Annotated in this window: 18 protein-coding genes and 2 tRNA genes; 2 read left to right on the top strand and 18 right to left on the bottom strand. The window is 36.7% G+C overall.

What is annotated here, in order from left to right; translation table 11 throughout:
* Positions 1-51 precede the first annotated feature (51 nt).
* The 4 genes from clpX to DN410_RS22525 all read right to left on the bottom strand — a co-directional run bounded on the left by clpX (position 52) and on the right by DN410_RS22525 (position 4,607).
* Positions 52-1,311, bottom strand: coding sequence for an ATP-dependent protease ATP-binding subunit ClpX (clpX, locus tag DN410_RS22540; protein WP_000472280.1), 1,260 nt, complete (start codon positions 1,309-1,311; stop codon positions 52-54).
* A gap of 264 nt (positions 1,312-1,575) precedes the next feature.
* Positions 1,576-2,853: a trigger factor gene (gene tig / locus DN410_RS22535; RefSeq protein WP_149178117.1), complete on the bottom strand. Its 1,278-nt coding sequence runs from the start codon at positions 2,851-2,853 to the stop codon at positions 1,576-1,578.
* Positions 2,854-3,162: 309 nt separating this feature from the next.
* The gene (locus DN410_RS22530) at positions 3,163-4,161 is read right to left on the bottom strand and encodes a hypothetical protein (RefSeq protein ID WP_149178116.1); all 999 of its coding nucleotides are present in this window, start codon (positions 4,159-4,161) and stop codon (positions 3,163-3,165) included.
* 197 nt (positions 4,162-4,358) lie between these two features.
* The gene (locus DN410_RS22525) at positions 4,359-4,607 is read right to left on the bottom strand and encodes a hypothetical protein (protein WP_071713332.1); all 249 of its coding nucleotides are present in this window, start codon (positions 4,605-4,607) and stop codon (positions 4,359-4,361) included.
* Positions 4,608-4,923: 316 nt separating this feature from the next.
* Here DN410_RS22525 and DN410_RS22520 point away from each other — a divergent pair, with 316 nt between their 5' ends.
* Positions 4,924-5,538, top strand: coding sequence for a PH domain-containing protein (locus tag DN410_RS22520; RefSeq protein ID WP_000473865.1), 615 nt, complete (start codon positions 4,924-4,926; stop codon positions 5,536-5,538).
* Positions 5,539-5,711: 173 nt separating this feature from the next.
* Here DN410_RS22520 and DN410_RS22515 read toward each other — a convergent pair whose 3' ends face one another.
* From DN410_RS22515 to DN410_RS22450, 14 genes are all read right to left on the bottom strand, one after another.
* On the bottom strand, positions 5,712-5,912 hold the full coding sequence (locus DN410_RS22515; RefSeq protein ID WP_149178115.1) for a cytoplasmic protein: 201 nt from the start codon (positions 5,910-5,912) through the stop codon (positions 5,712-5,714).
* Positions 5,913-5,931: 19 nt separating this feature from the next.
* Positions 5,932-6,270: a hypothetical protein gene (locus DN410_RS22510; protein WP_255446802.1), complete on the bottom strand. Its 339-nt coding sequence runs from the start codon at positions 6,268-6,270 to the stop codon at positions 5,932-5,934.
* The gene (locus tag DN410_RS28205) at positions 6,243-6,395 is read right to left on the bottom strand and encodes a hypothetical protein (RefSeq protein ID WP_218947479.1); all 153 of its coding nucleotides are present in this window, start codon (positions 6,393-6,395) and stop codon (positions 6,243-6,245) included. The genes DN410_RS22510 and DN410_RS28205 overlap by 28 nt, the downstream gene beginning before the upstream one ends.
* Before the next feature lie 55 nt (positions 6,396-6,450).
* Positions 6,451-6,524 (bottom strand) — tRNA-Arg (locus tag DN410_RS22500).
* 1 nt (position 6,525) lies between these two features.
* Positions 6,526-6,599, bottom strand: a tRNA-Gly gene (locus tag DN410_RS22495).
* A 108-nt stretch (positions 6,600-6,707) separates the two neighbouring features.
* A complete protein-coding gene (locus DN410_RS22490) occupies positions 6,708-7,211 on the bottom strand; it encodes a metallophosphoesterase (RefSeq protein ID WP_149178114.1) in 504 nt (167 codons plus the stop codon).
* A 13-nt stretch (positions 7,212-7,224) separates the two neighbouring features.
* Positions 7,225-7,833, bottom strand: a complete 609-nt coding sequence (locus DN410_RS22485) for an XTP/dITP diphosphatase (RefSeq protein WP_149178113.1) — start codon at positions 7,831-7,833, stop codon at positions 7,225-7,227.
* An 11-nt stretch (positions 7,834-7,844) separates the two neighbouring features.
* Positions 7,845-8,582 (bottom strand): ribonuclease PH, encoded by a 738-nt coding sequence (gene rph / locus DN410_RS22480; RefSeq protein WP_001261765.1) that lies wholly within the window; start codon positions 8,580-8,582, stop codon positions 7,845-7,847.
* A 131-nt stretch (positions 8,583-8,713) separates the two neighbouring features.
* Entirely contained in the window at positions 8,714-9,760 is a 1,047-nt protein-coding gene (locus DN410_RS22475; RefSeq protein ID WP_149178112.1) for a GerMN domain-containing protein, read from the bottom strand.
* Positions 9,761-9,889: 129 nt separating this feature from the next.
* Complete coding sequence (gene racE, locus DN410_RS22470; protein WP_370456828.1) at positions 9,890-10,714, bottom strand: glutamate racemase; 825 nt, start codon at positions 10,712-10,714, stop codon at positions 9,890-9,892.
* A 265-nt stretch (positions 10,715-10,979) separates the two neighbouring features.
* A complete protein-coding gene (locus DN410_RS22465; protein WP_149178111.1) occupies positions 10,980-11,651 on the bottom strand; it encodes a type 1 glutamine amidotransferase domain-containing protein in 672 nt (223 codons plus the stop codon).
* Between the two features lie 107 nt (positions 11,652-11,758).
* Positions 11,759-11,983 (bottom strand): spore germination transcription factor GerE, encoded by a 225-nt coding sequence (gerE, locus tag DN410_RS22460; protein ID WP_000659484.1) that lies wholly within the window; start codon positions 11,981-11,983, stop codon positions 11,759-11,761.
* 165 nt (positions 11,984-12,148) lie between these two features.
* Complete coding sequence (locus DN410_RS22455; RefSeq protein WP_149178110.1) at positions 12,149-13,444, bottom strand: purine/pyrimidine permease; 1,296 nt, start codon at positions 13,442-13,444, stop codon at positions 12,149-12,151.
* Positions 13,445-13,542: 98 nt separating this feature from the next.
* Entirely contained in the window at positions 13,543-14,784 is a 1,242-nt protein-coding gene (locus DN410_RS22450) for an amidohydrolase family protein (protein ID WP_149178109.1), read from the bottom strand.
* A gap of 181 nt (positions 14,785-14,965) precedes the next feature.
* Here DN410_RS22450 and DN410_RS22445 point away from each other — a divergent pair, with 181 nt between their 5' ends.
* Complete coding sequence (locus DN410_RS22445) at positions 14,966-15,151, top strand: PspC domain-containing protein (RefSeq protein ID WP_149178108.1); 186 nt, start codon at positions 14,966-14,968, stop codon at positions 15,149-15,151.
* Positions 15,152-15,172 lie beyond the last annotated feature (21 nt).

Here is a 15,172-nt window from a genome sequence, read left to right as displayed (position 1 = left end):
CTAAACATAAAGAAAAACAGCAATTATAAAAATTGCTGTTTCTCCTTTGTATTATGCAGATGTTTTTGTGTCAAGTACAGTACCGTCTTGTAACACCAATTTTGGTGCTGCATTATCAGCTACTGTTTCTTTTGTAAGAACACACTTCTCGATATCTTTGCGAGATGGAAGTTCGAACATTACATCAAGCATTAAGCCTTCAATAATAGAACGAAGTCCACGAGCACCTGTTTTACGTTCAATTGCTTTCTTCGCAATTTCGATTAGTGCACCTTCTTCAAACTCTAACTCAACATCGTCAAGCTCCAATAATTTTTGGAATTGCTTAACAAGTGCATTTTTCGGTTTCGTTAAAATATCAACAAGAGCATCTTCATCAAGTGGCTCTAGGTTCGCAATAACTGGAAGACGACCAATAAACTCTGGAATTAAACCAAATCTTAAAAGGTCCTCTGGTAATACGTGAGATAAAACATGCTTTTCATTTACATCAGCATTTTTCTTCTCAGAACCGAATCCAATTACTTTTTCACCAAGGCGACGTTTAATAATTGGCTCGATGCCATCAAACGCTCCACCACAAATGAATAAGATGTTCGTTGTATCAATTTGAATAAACTCTTGATGCGGATGCTTACGACCACCTTGAGGTGGAACGCTTGCTACAGTACCTTCTAAAATTTTCAGAAGTGCCTGCTGCACACCTTCACCAGATACATCACGTGTAATTGATGGATTTTCGGACTTACGTGCCACTTTATCAATCTCATCAATATAAATGATTCCTTTTTCCGCTTTCTCTACATCATAATCAGCTGCTTGGATTAGTTTTAGTAAGATGTTTTCTACATCTTCTCCAACGTATCCAGCTTCTGTTAAAGATGTTGCGTCCGCGATTGCAAATGGAACATTTAAAATACGCGCTAACGTTTGTGCCAATAATGTTTTACCACTACCTGTTGGCCCGATAAGTGCGATATTACTCTTCGCTAATTCTACATCATCAATTTTGCTGTTAGAATTAATGCGTTTGTAATGGTTATATACCGCTACCGCTAGTGCTTTTTTCGCGTTATCTTGTCCGATGACATACTCATCTAAGATTTCACGAATTTCTACCGGTTTCGGTACATCTTTGAATTCTACTTCTTCGTCCTTCGCAAGCTCCTCTTGTACAATTTCAGTACAAAGTTCGATACACTCGTCACAAATGTAAACACCTGGACCTGCAACTAACTTTCGAACTTGCGTTTGTGTTTTACCACAGAAAGAACATTTTAATTGCCCTTTTTCATCATTAAATTTAAACATATTTTCACACCCCTTACAAAGTGCTAACCTCTTGCCTTCGTATGTACACGATAAATGTATCGTATGTAAATACATATTATGTCACTACGTGGCGAGAAATACAAATAATATGACTAGTTATGTACAAATAAAAAGTTTTTAAAACTTTTGAAATATGTATATTCGACTTACAAAGGAACTTTTCCTTCTTCATCGAAAAGTTTTATAAATATATTTCTATATTTATAAAACAAGGCACGATTAAAATCGCGCCTTGTTATTTTATTATGCAGCGTTGTCTACTAAGAAGTCTACAGCTTTGCGCACTTTAAGATCTTCAGCTAAAGCGTCTACGCTTCCAAGAGCTTGCTTGATAGCGTCTACTGGCATACCGTACATTTCAGCCATTTTTTCAACTTCTGCAGTTACTTCTTCTTCAGTAACTTCGATGTTTTCAGCTTCAATGATAGCTTCAAGAACAAGGTTGATTCTTACGCGTTTTTGAGCGTCTTCTTTCATTTGCTCTTTTAACTTGTCAGCGTCAGTACCTGTGAATTGGTAGTAAAGCTCAAGGTTCATACCTTGTTGGCTTAAACGTTGCTCGAATTCACGAACCATACGATCTAACTCAGTGTCGATCATAGCTTCTGGAATGTCGATTTCAGCGTTAGCAGCAGCTAATTCTACTACTTCGTCACGTACTTTGTGCTCAGCTTCGTGCTTTTTGCCTTCTTCTAAGTTTGTGCGAAGTTTCGCTTTTAATTCATCAAGAGTTGCAACCGCTTCGTCTGCTTCTTTAGCGAACTCGTCGTTTAACTCAGGAAGTTCTTTTGTTTTGATTTCGTGAATTGTTACTTTGAATGTTGCTGGTTTGCCAGCTAATTCAGCAGCATGGTACTCTTCTGGGAATGATACTTCAACGTCTTTAGACTCACCAGATTTAAGACCAATTACTTGCTCTTCGAAACCTGGGATGAATGTACCAGAACCGATTGCAAGAGAGTAGTTTTCGCCTTTTCCGCCTTCAAATGCTTCGCCATCAACGAAACCTTCGAAGTCGATTACAGCTGTATCACCGTTTTCAACAGTTCCTTCTTCTTTAACAACTAGTTCAGCTTGACGCTCTTGTAAAGCTTTTAATTCGTTCTCTACATCTTCGTCAGTTACAGTTGTTTCAACTTTTTCTACTGCTAAACCTTTGTACTCACCTAATTTAACTTCAGGTTTCACTGTAACTTTTGCAGTGAAGATAAGGTTAGCATTTTTTTCGAACTTCTCGATGTCGATTTCAGGATGAGCAACTGGGAAAATACCAGCTTCATCGATTGCTTCACCGTATGCTTTTGGTAAGATGATATCTAAAGCATCTTGGTATAAAGATTCGATACCAAAGCGTTGTTCGAATAATGGACGAGGCATTTTTCCTTTACGGAAACCTGGTACATTAATTGTTTTTACTACTTTTTTGAATGCAGCGTCGATAGAGTTGTTTACTTCTTTAGCATCAACTTCGATTGTTAAAACGCCAACGTTACCTTCTAATTTTTCCCATTTTGTAGACATTTATTCTTTCCCTCCAACTATAATAATGTATGCACATACCTCTATAGATTAAGACCTTCATTATCTCTTTTTTGAAATAACAAATGCACAAATAATCCTCTAGCAAAAGCTTTCAGATATAATGTTCCAATCTATTAATTGTCTAAAAGACAATTACGGTATATTTTGTTCGAGAATAATATGAAACATATTAAGTAAGAGAATTACACTTCTCTTCTCTTACAAACAGGCAGATTTCTGCCTTTTGCAACCCTTACATTATAACATAGAATATGCTCGTTTCAAGAACTGAACAATTCTTTTTCATAATTATACGGGCAAATATCCTTCTCTTTCAACACGTAATAACCATTGATAGGCAATATGAAACTCTTCTAATTCAATATTGTACGCTGTCATAAGCTCTTCTTCATCAATAGCCAATCCGAAACGCTTTCTTCCAATTCTCTCTAAAACAGCAGCCCAGATTTCTACTTTATCCATTAATAGAGCGAATGGGAAAACTCCAATTTGTAGTTCTTTCCAATATGTAACCATCGCATCAAATATATCCGGATAATTTTGCTCTAATCGGCCTGATAATATATGTATAATGTTATCGGATTGCTCCTCATTATGACCTGTAAATGCTGGAATCACCTTAATCGTATTTCCAAACTTTTCTACTTCTATCTCTTCTTCTATTTGATTTTCTATCATTTTATATAAAATAGAAGTTTTCAAATAAGGGTGCTGTTGTCCGTCTATTAAAAATTTCTTTAAGACAGGTAATGCAAGATCCAAGTCTTTTAACGAAAGTTGCTGAATCGCCCTTAGCTTTTGCCCGAAGTTTTCACCAAAAATCTCATTAGTAAACTCATCCAAATCAAAATTAGAATCCACTAATGACGCATCTTCCTCATTTAGCATTCCTTCTGCAAATAAAGCGAGCTGCGCTAATTTTTCTTTTTGCTCCGGCATTATATCTTTCGTTTGCAAAACTTTTTCAACAGTTTCAATAACACCTTCATAATCATTTGTTTGAACTAAAATAGTCACATATGTTTCAAGAATATCACCAAATAGTACAGCTCCTGTTTCAAGTAACTGTTCACATTTTTCTTTCGCTTCTTCCATACGTTTTAATTCTAATAAACAAATAACCGAAGCTAATTCCGTTTGTTCCGTTTCTGCATTATACTGACGTAATATTTCAAAGCAGCGCAATGCATCTTCGAATTTCCGCTCTTTCAGCGCTAAAAAACCTTCATCAATATAACGCTTTGATAGTTGAGGAAACAATACGACCGTATTTTCTTTTTTATCCATACGTCCGCCTCTTTTTCTTGGTTTTAATTATGTTCAAAGTAAATATATCAAATGCGTAATGAGAACACAACATCCCGAAAACATTTGTTTGAAATATAAAAATATTCTATTTTTATATTTCAACATGAACAAACCTTTATTAAAAACCAAGATTATATAAATAAAAATCCTCAGCAACAAGCGCAGAGGATCCATTATTAATGGAAAGCTTTTATAATAGTGGGGTATATAACAAGGGTAATAATTTGGAGAACAATAATTGCCATAACAATCATGCTAAAATAGAAGATTGGTTTACTTCGCTTCATTAAAAACATAATAATAAGCATCGTACAACCAAACAAACTTAAGAAGAACAAACTCGTTGTCGAACTAAGTATACCACTCGGGACAAAGAACAATAATACTACACTACAAGTACCTATAATTCCAAATAACCATTCCATTCATTCACTCATTCCCTTTCCCTCTCATGGCAGTTTTTTCTACGCTACTAAATGTTTTACAACATCAATTACATACGTTAATTTCTCATACGCTACAAATCCAAAAGCTACTGTTAAGCCCGTTACGATTAACCCTTTCATTATTTCTTCCTCCTCGTTTTATCGTTGTTACCTTTATTATAAAAGATTAGCAATTTGTTACCATCGAACTACCTTACAGTTACCTTACAGAATTGTAAGATTTCAAAAATTGATTTAAAATCATGTTAATATATTTTTGTACAATTAAGAATTTAATTTGCAAGGGGGATTATACATGTTTAAAAAAATGGCTGCAGATGTTTTAGGGTTAAGCGATGTAGGTTCTGTCATTACACCGAAGGATTACGATAAGGTTGATGCTGATGATTATGTAATGCATGAAGATGGCGAAAAAATTTATTTTCTAATTAAATCAAAATCAGATGAATACTGCTTCACAAACAAAGGATTAATCCACCTAGACGGTACAAGCGCAACAAGTAAAAAACGTACACTACGCCGCTTTAGCTATAGTAAGTATCCAATTAAAAACGTAGCACTTGAAACTGCCGGAACGATTGACTTGGATGTAGAAATTAAGTTTCAAATGGGAGATGAGCATTACTCAATTGATGTTCATAAAAAACATATTGAAGAATTAAAAGATTTATATAAAGCTTTACTTAAAATCGAAGAAATTTCATACGATAACGATATTACATTGCAGTATGCACATAAAAGTTTAGATATGGCATCTAACGCTTTCAGCCGTATTTCAAACGCACAAGTAAATTTAGCAGACCAATTTAAAGAGATAAACGAGATCGCTTTTAACTGGCTCGTTGATACGAAGAAGCAATATAACGTGAAAGATTATGGTTTTGTTTTTGAAAAGTTTATTAATAACTAAACAAAACCCTTGTTATCAAAAGATAACAAGGGTTTCTTAGCATCCCAGGAAAGATTTGAACTCCCGAACATCAATTACCTACGATATATAATGTTTCGTAAATTGCGAAATAAACATAAATACATAATTTCATATAAAAAAGAAAGGCGAGGTGATCCCCGCCCATTTCCGCACTATTTTATATATTTTGATCGCAGTCTTAATCTATCTTCCTCTTCGCGAATGCCTGCCGATCCCTTCCTGACATTTTTCACGACAGTCCAATTCGGGTTATTTTCATCACCGATGTTCTGTACTGTAAAGTTGCCGTCACCATATTTCCGATGACCTTCTGCCAATTTCTCCGTTAAATCATTCTCTTTTGATCTCGCCATCTTTGCGCCATCTCCCTTTTTATACAACCTTCTTAAACTGTCCAATCACACGTCCAGTCAATTGGAGATCCTCGCTTTCCGCTTCAATTAATTGTAACACACTGCCAGGGATAAGTTCTGATAACGGCTGCCCTATCGCACTAGGAACATTATTTTCTTTGAATGCGAATGAGCTGACGCCAGTTAGGCTAAACGATGCGATCCCTTGCCGCTGCATTTTGTTTGTATCATTATAAACGATTACTAAGTATGCGCTGAATTCGAATATCGCATTATAGGCGATATCATATCCTTTGAATTGATTGTGCAACGTTCGATCCGCCGAGTCCATTAATCGTACTTTCTTTTGATCGTCCACATCGTGCCAATCTTCGTTGCTGATAACATATGCGTCGATATGTTCACTGTTTTAACAGAATTCGATAAAATAGCTAACGAACTAGAAAGAGCTGCGGAAAAATTTCGAACCTCTTGCACATACATCAATTTTTAGATAAACAAAAAACCTTGTTATCAAAAGATAACAAGGTTTTGTTAGCGTCCCAGGAGAGATTCGAACTCCCGACCGTACGCTTAGAAGGCGTATGCTCTATCCGGCTGAGCTACTGGGACATGGAGCGGGTGAAGAGAATCGAACTCTCGACCAGAGCTTGGAAGGCTCTTGTTTTACCACTAAACTACACCCGCATATATTATTTTTTCTTCTTCGTTAGCGCCGTTGCCCTATCGACAATATTTATTATATGTATAACCACTCATAAAGTCAACACCTTTTTTAAAAGAGGATAATTTTTTTTACCCTCTTTTAAAAACTGCTTGTTCAACTAGTTGTCCGTCTAATGTTTCAAAACGAACTTCCATTTGATTTTCATTCATTTCTAATAAAGCAAATGTCTTCTCTACACGCTGACGTGGCAATAAAATACTGCCTGGATTAATAAATAAAACGCCGTCGATTAATTCCGCACCTAATACGTGAGAGTGTCCGAAGCATGCAACTTGCGCTCCTGCCTCTTCTGCACGGTACGCTAACGTTTGTAATGTCACTTTCACGTTATGACGATGCCCATGCACCACTACGAAACGAATGCCATCTACATCCGTTACAATTTCATCTTGAAAGTTAGCATAATCACAGTTCCCTTTTACAACGTGGAAACCTTGCAGTTCTTCATGAGCAGGTGTTAGCTCTGAATCACCGCAATGAATCATGATATCTACTTTCCCTTCATATTTCGCTTTTAACTGCTGTAATTCCTTCACAGAGCTATGACTATCGCTTACGATTAAAGCTTTCATCAATCTCTCTCCCTTATTCTCCTAAAAACCATTCCGGGATTTTTTCTTCTAACTTACGAAGAGCACGCCCGCGGTGACTAATGGCGTTTTTCTCATCTGAGCTTAGTTCCGCCATCGCTTTTTTATATTCTTCCACATAGAAGATTGGATCATATCCAAAACCGTTCTCCCCGCGGCGCTGTTCTAAAATGAACCCTTCACACGTGCCATTCACAATTACTGGCTCTTTATCCGCTTCTGGGAATGCAACTGCTAGTGCACAGTAGAAACGAGCTTTACGTTTTTCAAAATCGACATCATTTAATTCTTGTAACACTTTATCGATGTTCGCTTGATCGTCTTTCGGCTCTCCAGCAAAACGAGCTGAATACACGCCTGGTTTTCCGTTTAAAGCATCTACAATAAGACCTGAATCATCCGCAATTACGATTGCATCCAGCTGTCTACTTAGACTATCTGCTTTTAAGATTGCATTTTCTTCAAATGTTTCGCCAGTTTCTTCAACTTCTTCAATATGAGGGAAATCGTGTAATGATTTCACTTCTAAATCAAATCGTCCAAATAACTCAGCAAACTCACGTACTTTCCCCATATTTTTTGTCGCTACAACAACTTGTTTCATATTTTCCACCTCTACTCTATATGAGATACGATGTCACCTAACGCTTCTTTTTGCATATCAATCAGTTGGAAAATCCCTTGTTCCGCAGCATCAAGTAATTCATTTAACTGCGCTCTGCTAAACGTCGCTTCTTCTCCAGTTCCTTGTACTTCAACAAACTGACCTTTTCCAGTCATAATTACATTCATATCAACGTCTGCTTTAGAATCTTCTGCATAGTTTAAATCTAAAACAACACCTTGCTCTTCTACAATCCCTACTGATGTTGCTGCTAAATAATCTTTCACTGGAATTTTAGATACTTTTTCTGCTTGTAATAACTTCTCAAACGCTAATACCATCGCTACATATGCACCTGTAATAGAAGCTGTTCTCGTTCCGCCATCCGCTTGAATAACATCACAGTCAATCCAAACTGTTCTCTCGCCAAGTGCTTCTAAATCAACTACCGCACGTAATGCTCGTCCAATTAAACGCTGGATTTCCATTGTACGCCCTGTTACTTTCCCTTTACTTGACTCCCTGATTGTACGTTGTTCTGTCGCACGTGGAATCATCGCGTATTCAGCTGTTACCCAGCCCTTTCCTTCTCCACGCATAAACGGTGGGACACGCTCTTCAATTGTCGCTGAACAAATTACCTTTGTATCCCCAACTTCAATTAATACTGACCCTTCTGGATGTTTTAAATAATTCGTATGAATATGTATATGGCGTAATTCTGTTTTCTCTCTACCATCTACTCGCATAAAAATAACCTCCTCATAACTACTACTCGTTAGTATAGCCAAATTTAAATGTATGATATGTATACAATAAAAGAAGGAGAACCCAAAAAGCAATTCCCCTTTCTTACATAAGTATATCAAATTATTCGTGATTAAAAACCACCTGTATTTACGTTTTCTGGACGATCTACAGGTTTTGTTAACTTTTCACCCTTCTCATCCATAAGATTCGCTTTCCCATTCACTTGAATAGAAACATTTTTCACGCCTTGTTTTTCCGTTAAAGATAAAACTAATGATTTCAATACGTAATTTGAAATCTTACTTTTATCTTTATTCGCAAATATATTTTCATTAAAGTTTAGCGTAATATTCCCGTCTTGCAATTTTGGATTCGTAATGAGTTTGACCCCTGGATTAAAATCACTCAACAGTGAATTTTGATTCGGGCCTTTTACTAGTTCATTTACAACTGTCGTAATATCGTTTTCTTTCCCCTCTGCAACGCGGCGCGTAACTGGTACATAATATTGCTGTTTATTATTTTGCGCCATAAAATACAATGTGACTGGTTTTGTATTTGTTACATCAGCTACTTGTTCATCATCAAAGTTAATACCATTCGCGCGGCTTACCCCTTCACCAAGCGGCGTACCACCAACAGGCATCCTTGCTAATTTTTCACCATTTATTTGGAATTGCACTTGTTTTACCTCTTTAAATTGCGTCAACGTCCACGCTATAGACTCAATAATTTGACGCTCTTCTTCTTTGGCGTAGTTTTTCATCTCGTTAGAGAAATCAATGACTGCCGTCCCATCTTTTTTCAAATTCAAAGTCATCATTGTATTTGCTGGAATGACCGCACGGAATCCATTCGGTAACAAATCCGTTACCGGTCCATCTTTCACAAGATATTCCAACGTTTGCTGCATGACCTCATTTGCTTTCGGAGTCGGTATCACTAACGTTTGTGGTACGACATAACCATTTTTATCAACAAGGTATAGTTCCCTCTTCACCGTTTGCCCTTGTTTATCTTTCTTAACTGTTTCTTTCTTTCCACCCTCTGTGTACGTAACTTGTTTTGGTGGATCGATTTGTTCAGTCGCTTTCTCCTGATTTATAAAGCCACACCCTGTTAGTAAAACAGCGCTCACAGTAGCACCAACAACCCATTTAAAAGTGGATTTAGGCATGCCATTCCCCCCTAAAAGCTAAGTTTGTACTATTATGTATACGAGCTGTTTCACATTTTAGAACAAGCCTTGCTTCTTATAAATAAAAAACTCCTGATTTCTCAGGAGTTCACTTATATGAGTCTACTATTATTCTGTTTCTAAATTGATATGCTTCACATTTTCAATTGGCTGACCGAACCACTTTGATGCAATTTCTTTAAATAGGCCTATTTTACCAGTCGTTAAGAAGAGGTGATCACTTTGTTCTTCTCCCTCATTTAACATTTTACTGTGGTATAAGATCGTACTTACTTCACGCGCTGTTTCATCACCCGAACTAATTAATTGCACTTTATCTCCCATTACTTTTTTAATAACTGGGCCTAAAATTGGATAATGTGTACAACCTAAAATAAGCGTATCAATATCAGTGCTTTTCAGCGGTTGCAACGTTTCTCTTACAACTTCATACGCCATTTCACTTTCGAAATTCCCACTCTCCACAAGCTCAACGAAAGGCGGGCACGCTAAACTTTCTACCATAACACGGTTATTAATAGATTTTAACGCCTCTTCGTACGCACCACTTTTCACCGTCCCAATCGTTCCAATAATCCCAACATGGTACGTATTTGTCACTTTTAAAGCTGTGCGTGATCCCGGATGGATAACTCCTACTACCGGAATTGGTAATTGCTTCTGCATTTCTTCTAGTACAACCGCAGTTGCTGTATTACACGCAATAACTAGCATTTTAATATTTAAATCTAATAAATGCTCTGTCATTTCCCACGTAAATTGACGCACTTCTTCTCGAGAACGTGGACCATACGGGCAACGTGCTGTATCTCCTAAATATATAATACGCTCTTTCGGCAACTGACGAATTAATTCCTTCGCTACTGTTAAACCGCCAACTCCTGAATCGATAACACCGATTGCTCTATTCAACTTCATCACCCGTTTTCTCATTCATCATCTTATTTTATGTTTATCATTATATTTTACGCAATTTAAGTTCGCTCACTAAAATTGCTCCTGTATGAAAATTTTTTATGTGTACCTGTATAGACTAGGACCTTTTTTATTTTGCTCCTTTTTTTCATAATTTGCAAGACAGAAAAATAACCAACTTTCTAAATGAAAGTCGGTTTCTTCTATAATAAAGTACGTATTTATTACGCCTCCTTTCTTTGGACAGAAGACATTCCTATTAATAAGAAGAAATGTGCAGAAATTAAACCGACGATAATTTATTTACAGCTCTTTTTATAGCCTTACCTATTTCCACACTAGACTGCGGATTCTGCCCTGTAATTAAATTCCCATCTACTACAACATGCGGCGTAAATTTAGGCGCAACATAAAAGAAAGCTCCTTCTTCCTTCAATTTACTTTCTAGTAAAAACGGAACTCGCTTTTCTAAATGCACAGCTTTTTCTTCATCATTTGTATAACCTGTTATATGCTTACCCCCACTAAAAAACGAGCCATCCTTATTTTTCACACCGACTAAAGAACTTACTCCGTGACAAACAGCCGCGACAATCCGATTATTGTTATACATATTTATAATCAAATTCGCGACATACGGATTACCTGGAAAATCTACAATCGCCCCATGCCCACCACCAAATAAAACCGCATCATAATCTAAAAAATGAACAGTAGAGATCGGATTCGTATTTTGTAATAAAGACGCGACACGCTTAAATTCACGGGGTATACCGTTTGGAATAGATACTCTATCAATAGGTACTCTCCCGCCTTTTATCGACACAATATCAACATCAAACTTAGCCTTTTTAAACAAATTATAAGGAGCAGCTAACTCTTCAAGCCACAAACCAGTCGGGTGTCCATTCATATCGTGAGCACTTGTTGAAACTAACAATATCCTTTTCAACATATCCCCTCCTTACTACCTATTTATGTATGAGACATTCTTATCATTCATATAGAGCGTGAAACAAACAGAAAAATAGCCGACTCTTTGTATAAAAGTCGGCTTACTTCTTATAACTCGAGCTCTCCCATACGAAGAAGCTCAACAACTGCCTGTGAACGTCCTTTAACCCCTAGCTTTTGCATTGCGTTAGATATGTGGTTGCGAACTGTTTTTTCACTGATAAAAAGTTCACCTGCAATTTCCTTCGTTGTTTTATCTTGAACCAGTAATTCAAATACTTCTCTTTCTCTCTTTGTGAGTAACGGTTTAGATTGATACGCTTTTTCCTTCAACTGGTATAACCCTCCTTGCTTAAGCCAGAGCTGTATATGTGTAAGTTGGGTGTTTATTTAGTCAAGATATTGTATGAACGAAATGTGCAGGTGGTGAATGAAAATAGGCTTTATTTCTTATGTTATTTTAGACATTTATACAGTGCATGCACTCGTTTTATCCACTTACTTTTTAATACGCCATATTTGTTCTAGCAATATACTTACAACTGTACCTACGAACAAACCATTGCCGAATATATATTGCATAACAGACGGTAACGATTGGAGTGCTCCAGACGGTAAAAACATAACACCGCTGCCAAATAATACCGCTACTCCTAAAATTGTTACATTCCTTTCATTCAGCTCCACTTGTTTTATATTGTTTAGCCCAATCCCAATTAGCTGTACGAATGAAGCCATTAAAACTGCAGATGCAACAGCGGATGGTAACGACGCTAAGTAACGAATAATACTTGGAAAAAGCGACATAACGACTAGTAGTACACATGCCATTAAGAATGATCGTATATATTTTTGTTTTGTTAGGCGTATAAATCCTGCTGTTGCTGGTAACGGAACGACACCTACAGTTGAAAATACAGAGGAAATGATATGTGAAATCCCTCCAACCCACGTACCATCTCTCAACTGTTTTTGTTCAATCGTCGCTTTATGAATGGTAGCTTGATTAATTGCTATAATAGCAGCTACTGTATTTGAAACTAAAATACATACCATAACGAAACTTGATACAGCCATCCCTGCATTCCATTTCGGAAGTCCCCAAGCAAATATATGCGGAAATTGCACAAAGTGAGTTACTTGAGACGGAATCGTCACTTTCCCTGCAATTAAAAAGATAATCCACCCACTAATTAATCCTATTAAAACTGCATAACTTTTAACAAAACCTTTCCCAAAATTAGATAGTATAATAACGAACAAAAATATACTAAACGCGATTATTGCTGTAAATCCATCGACTTGAGAAACAGTGGCTGTAATTCCTAGCATTCCTTTCAAAAATACACCACTTAGTTGTAAACATAACAAAAGTAAAAACGTCCCTGTCACAAGCGGCGTAAATAAAAATAAAATACGCCCTATAAAACCACTTACTCCTAATCCTATTAAAATTACACCGGAAATTATCATTCCTAATTCTAAAATTTGCAACGTACTATGTAATTGATCCTGCCCGACAGTTGCATAGGCAAGTACAGTAAATACACCAACCCAAGATCCAGCTGGCCCATCCGCAATTGGTAGTCTATGTCCAATCCAACCTTGTAAAAAAGAGGATATACCAACTACAAAAAACGTACGCTGCATTAAATAAAATATTTCTTCCGTCGTAAGATGAAATAATCCGCCAACGACAATTGGTAGCGCGATTGAATTCGCTAATAAAAATATAAACCATTGCAAAGTTCCCATAATGTGATTTTGATTATGTTGATTGCCCAATTTTTTCATCCCTTCCATATTCCTTATAAGAAATATATTATAAGCATAAAAAAGAAGGGTTCTACACTCACAATTAGAACCCTTCCCAAAACATTTAAACGATTCCTTTACACAAGATTATTTAATTCCACTTCATTTAAACTGCCAACAACAATATTTCCTTTATGTGCGACTAAACGCTTCTCTGTTTGACGCGCCACCGCTTCAGCAGTACATGTTGCATTCGTCAAAACAAAACTCGCCTCATCTCCTACATTCGGCCATACTCGCTCCCCTTCATTATTTAACGTTTCTTTTCCTCCCGTAATAAAGCGAAGTGCTTTTCCTAAAGACCTTTCATCACTCCACCCAAAACGTTCCGCTAATCGATTTGCCTTTTGCAGCATATCACCCGTTCCAAACGGTGACCAATGATCAGTAATACTATCATTTCCTAATGAAACTTTCACACCCTTTTTATCTAATAACGGAATTGGGATTACTTGCTTCCCAATTGGCACCGTTGAAGTAATATCAATGTTTAAAGCAGCCAGTCTTTCCGCCACTTCTTCAGCTTCTTTATCCGTAACACCACCGAGTCCAAGCGCATGACTAATTGTTACGCGACCTTGCCATCCAGCTTCTTCTGTTAGACTTGCCAATCTCTTCATCGTAAATGTTCCAAGATTGTTCGCATCATGTAGATGAATATCAACATCCGCATTAAATTCTACCGCGATATCCATAATTGTATGTAATGATTTTTCAATATCATTATCCACTGTAGCTGGATCCACTCCACCAACTAGATGCGCACCCATACGCATCGCATCTTTCACAAGTTGCACAGAATTACTGCGCAATAATCCATGTTGCGGAAAAGCAACAATTCTACCAGAAACCTGATTTTTATATGTTTCCAACGCCGCTAACGTCACCTCTAAATTACCAAGTCCAATAATCGGATCAATATTACAATGCGTTCTTATATTCGTTGCACCATTTCGAAGCAATAACGCTAACATATTTTCCGCCCTATTTTGAGCAGTTTCTAATTGCTTTGGCAAAATTTTTTCTTCTTCATTAAAACGTGTAAAAATACTTTCTGCTGGCATACAAGCTTTCCAAGGACCACTATAATAGGTCTTATCAATGTGAATATGCATCTCTTCGAAAGCGGGCAAAATCAATAAACGATTCGCATCAAGAATTAGTACCCCTTCCTCTTGAACAGCCCCTGCTATAATTTTTTTAATTTGTCCATCTTCAATGAGTAAACTACATAACTCTGTTTCTGTTTTGGAGATTCTCCCCTCTTCATATGTATACCCCGATTCAAGTGTTACATTAGTCAACCAGTATACTGTCATCTCTATTTCCCCCACCCTTTATTAGAAGTTACCTTTTTCTATAATTGTAATATCACCTGAAAATTAAGACAATTAATATGACCACTACCTAAAAAAAAGTCATACAACCTCATAGTCTTCTCATAAATTTCCATATAGAATAGAAATATGTAGTTTGATATAAAAAGGAGTTGATCGTAATATGTCAAAAAGATTATGTAAATCCGAGACTGATAGAATGTTATCTGGTGTATGTGGTGGTTTAGGAGAATATTTTGATATTAGTTCTACTCTCATTCGCATACTTTGGGTCATTGCCGTTCTATGTTTTGGAACAGGTTTTTTAGTCTATCTCATTTGTTTATTACTTATGCCACGTTCGTACTAGCGGCGTCATTTATATACTTAA

It is taken from the genome of Bacillus sp. SH5-2, assembly GCF_008368905.1.
Lineage (GTDB): Bacteria > Bacillota > Bacilli > Bacillales > Bacillaceae_G > Bacillus_A > Bacillus_A luti.
This window is presented reverse-complemented; position numbering and strand designations above follow the sequence as displayed.

What these genes read in the sequence shown, in the direction of transcription:
- DN410_RS22450 (WP_149178109.1), bottom strand. Translation starts at nt 14,784, where the DNA reads ATGACAGTATACTGGTTGACTAATGTAACACTTGAATCGGGGTATACA.
- DN410_RS22490 (WP_149178114.1), bottom strand. Translation starts at nt 7,211, where the DNA reads ATGAAAGCTTTAATCGTAAGCGATAGTCATAGCTCTGTGAAGGAATTA.
- DN410_RS22515 (WP_149178115.1), bottom strand. Translation starts at nt 5,912, where the DNA reads ATGGCGAGATCAAAAGAGAATGATTTAACGGAGAAATTGGCAGAAGGT.
- tig (WP_149178117.1), bottom strand. Translation starts at nt 2,853, where the DNA reads ATGTCTACAAAATGGGAAAAATTAGAAGGTAACGTTGGCGTTTTAACA.
- DN410_RS22455 (WP_149178110.1), bottom strand. Translation starts at nt 13,444, where the DNA reads ATGAAAAAATTGGGCAATCAACATAATCAAAATCACATTATGGGAACT.
- DN410_RS22525 (WP_071713332.1), bottom strand. Translation starts at nt 4,607, where the DNA reads ATGGAATGGTTATTTGGAATTATAGGTACTTGTAGTGTAGTATTATTG.
- rph (WP_001261765.1), bottom strand. Translation starts at nt 8,582, where the DNA reads ATGCGAGTAGATGGTAGAGAGAAAACAGAATTACGCCATATACATATT.
- DN410_RS22530 (WP_149178116.1), bottom strand. Translation starts at nt 4,161, where the DNA reads ATGGATAAAAAAGAAAATACGGTCGTATTGTTTCCTCAACTATCAAAG.
- DN410_RS28205 (WP_218947479.1), bottom strand. Translation starts at nt 6,395, where the DNA reads ATGTATGTGCAAGAGGTTCGAAATTTTTCCGCAGCTCTTTCTAGTTCG.
- DN410_RS22465 (WP_149178111.1), bottom strand. Translation starts at nt 11,651, where the DNA reads ATGTTGAAAAGGATATTGTTAGTTTCAACAAGTGCTCACGATATGAAT.
- DN410_RS22475 (WP_149178112.1), bottom strand. Translation starts at nt 9,760, where the DNA reads ATGCCTAAATCCACTTTTAAATGGGTTGTTGGTGCTACTGTGAGCGCT.
- DN410_RS22485 (WP_149178113.1), bottom strand. Translation starts at nt 7,833, where the DNA reads ATGAAACAAGTTGTTGTAGCGACAAAAAATATGGGGAAAGTACGTGAG.
- DN410_RS22520 (WP_000473865.1), top strand. Translation starts at nt 4,924, where the DNA reads ATGTTTAAAAAAATGGCTGCAGATGTTTTAGGGTTAAGCGATGTAGGT.
- clpX (WP_000472280.1), bottom strand. Translation starts at nt 1,311, where the DNA reads ATGTTTAAATTTAATGATGAAAAAGGGCAATTAAAATGTTCTTTCTGT.
- DN410_RS22445 (WP_149178108.1), top strand. Translation starts at nt 14,966, where the DNA reads ATGTCAAAAAGATTATGTAAATCCGAGACTGATAGAATGTTATCTGGT.
- racE (WP_370456828.1), bottom strand. Translation starts at nt 10,714, where the DNA reads ATGAGAAAACGGGTGATGAAGTTGAATAGAGCAATCGGTGTTATCGAT.